The 1,784-nt window shown below is 70.2% G+C and carries 2 protein-coding genes; one reads left to right on the forward strand and one right to left on the reverse strand.

The features are described 5' to 3' along the window. The coding region (locus tag ACE3SS_RS15670) for a spermidine synthase (RefSeq protein ID WP_374595546.1) at positions 1-1,101 on the forward strand (1,101 nt) is incomplete at its 5' end. Positions 1,102-1,132: 31 nt separating this feature from the next. Here the strand turns inward: ACE3SS_RS15670 and ACE3SS_RS15675 are convergent. Beyond that, positions 1,133-1,525 (reverse strand): hypothetical protein, encoded by a 393-nt coding sequence (locus ACE3SS_RS15675; protein ID WP_374595548.1) that lies wholly within the window; start codon positions 1,523-1,525, stop codon positions 1,133-1,135. Positions 1,526-1,784: the final 259 nt, after the last annotated feature.

The raw sequence follows: 1,784 nt of genomic DNA on the forward strand, positions 1-1,784 counted from the left end.
CACCCGGCGCCGCATCGGGCGTTGTTCTTGGGCGTGGGCACCGGCATCACCGCGTCGTCCGCCGCGCAAGACGCGCAACTCGAGGTGGATGCCGTCGAGCTGCTGCCCGAGGTGGTCGAGGCCACCTCGTATTTCACGTCGGTGTTCGGCTCCGAGCCCAATCCGCGCCTGCACCTGATCGTGTCGGACGCCCGGCGCTTCGTGCGGGCCGGCGACCAGCGCTACGACCTGATCGTGTCCGACAACTTCCACCCGGCGCGCAGCGGTTCGGCGGCGCTCTACACCGTCGAGCACTTTCAGGCGGTACGGCAACGGCTCGCGCCCGGCGGGGTGTTTTGCCAGTGGCTGCCGCTGCACCAGCTGGATCTCGTCACGCTGCGCAGCATCGTGCGTTCGTTCCTGGTGGCCTACCCGCGCGGCGGGGCCGTGTTGGCCACCAACAGCCTCGAGACGCCGGTGCTCGGCCTGGTGGGGCGCGCGGACGATCGGCGTTTCGATCTGCACGACGTGCGTCAGCGCTTGCGCGGCGCCCGGCTGGCCTTGGCGCCGCAAACGGTGGGGTTGGGCGACGAGTGGGCCGTGCTCGGCAGCTTCGTGGCCGGCTCGCAATCGCTCGCGCGGTTTGCCGGCGACGCGCCGCTCAACACCGACGACCGACCGGTGGTGGCCTACCTCGCGCCGCGCATCACCTACGCGCCTGATTCGCTGCCGAGCGACCGGCTGCTGGCCTTGCTGCGCGAGTTGCAGGTGGCGCCCGGCGAGCTGGTCGACGCACCCGCCGACGCCGCCGCGCCAGCGCGGCTCGCCGCCTATCGGGGCGCGCGCAACCGATTCATCGAAACCGGGCGCCGCGTCAAGCCGTACGGCGATCCGCAGTTGATGTTGGCGCAGGTGCGCGAGCCTTTGCTCGCGGTGCTGCGGCAGAGCCCGGACTTCCGCCCGGCCTACGACCCGTTGCTGCGGCTGGCGCAGGCGGTGGCCGAGGTCGATCCCGCGCAAGCGCAGTCGCTGTTGCAAGATCTGATGCGGTTGCAGCCGGCGCGACCCGAGGCGCGGCAGATGTTGGAGCACTGGGGCGACGGGGCGTTGCGATCCGACTGACAGGTGTCAGCCTGGCCGCCCGATCGAGGGGTCAGGACTTGTCCTTGGGCCGGGGCTTCTTGGTGCCGTGGTCCTTGCTCGCCGCTTCGTCGGGCTTGGCGGAGGCGCCGGAGTCGGCCTCGTCGTCGGCGCTCTTGGGCTTGGGTGCCGACAGCGGCGGCACGGTGGGGGCGACCACATCGAGCTTGTTCTCGCGCATGTATTCGTCCATCTCGCGCCAGCCGGCGAAGACGGCGGACTTGCTCGCCTTGGGGTTGAGGTTGTAGCAGTCCTCGATGGCGCGACCGGCCTGGCGGCAGGCGCTGCCCACGGCCTTGGCGTCGGCTTCCTTGCGTTCCAGCTCTTTTTGCGGCGACTCGATGCCCAACTGGTCGCACGCGGCGAGCAGGGTCAGGCAGGTCAGGGCAAGCAGGCGCAAACGCATGGTGGCAAAACGAATGAATGACGATATGAGCGCGCGGGGCGTCACCGGGTTATCGGCAGGCGAGCGGCCACGCTGAAGTGCACGCTCGCACAGCGTAAGGGCGCCGCCGCCCGGCACATGCGCCGATTAGGCAGAAAAAACGCCCGCTTTTCGAGGGCGGGCGTGGTGCGTGGCGCGGGGGTGCGGATCAGGCGCTGCCGCGTGCCATCTCCATCAGGCGCGCGATGCGCTCTTCGGTCGGCGGGTGGGTCGAGAACAG

Source organism: Aquabacterium sp. (assembly GCF_041915145.1).
Taxonomy (GTDB): domain Bacteria; phylum Pseudomonadota; class Gammaproteobacteria; order Burkholderiales; family Burkholderiaceae_C; genus Aquabacterium.

Bases quoted from the DNA above. Each gene is read 5' to 3' on its own strand.
- ACE3SS_RS15675 (WP_374595548.1), bottom strand. From the start codon at position 1,525: ATGCGTTTGCGCCTGCTTGCCCTGACCTGCCTGACCCTGCTCGCCGCG.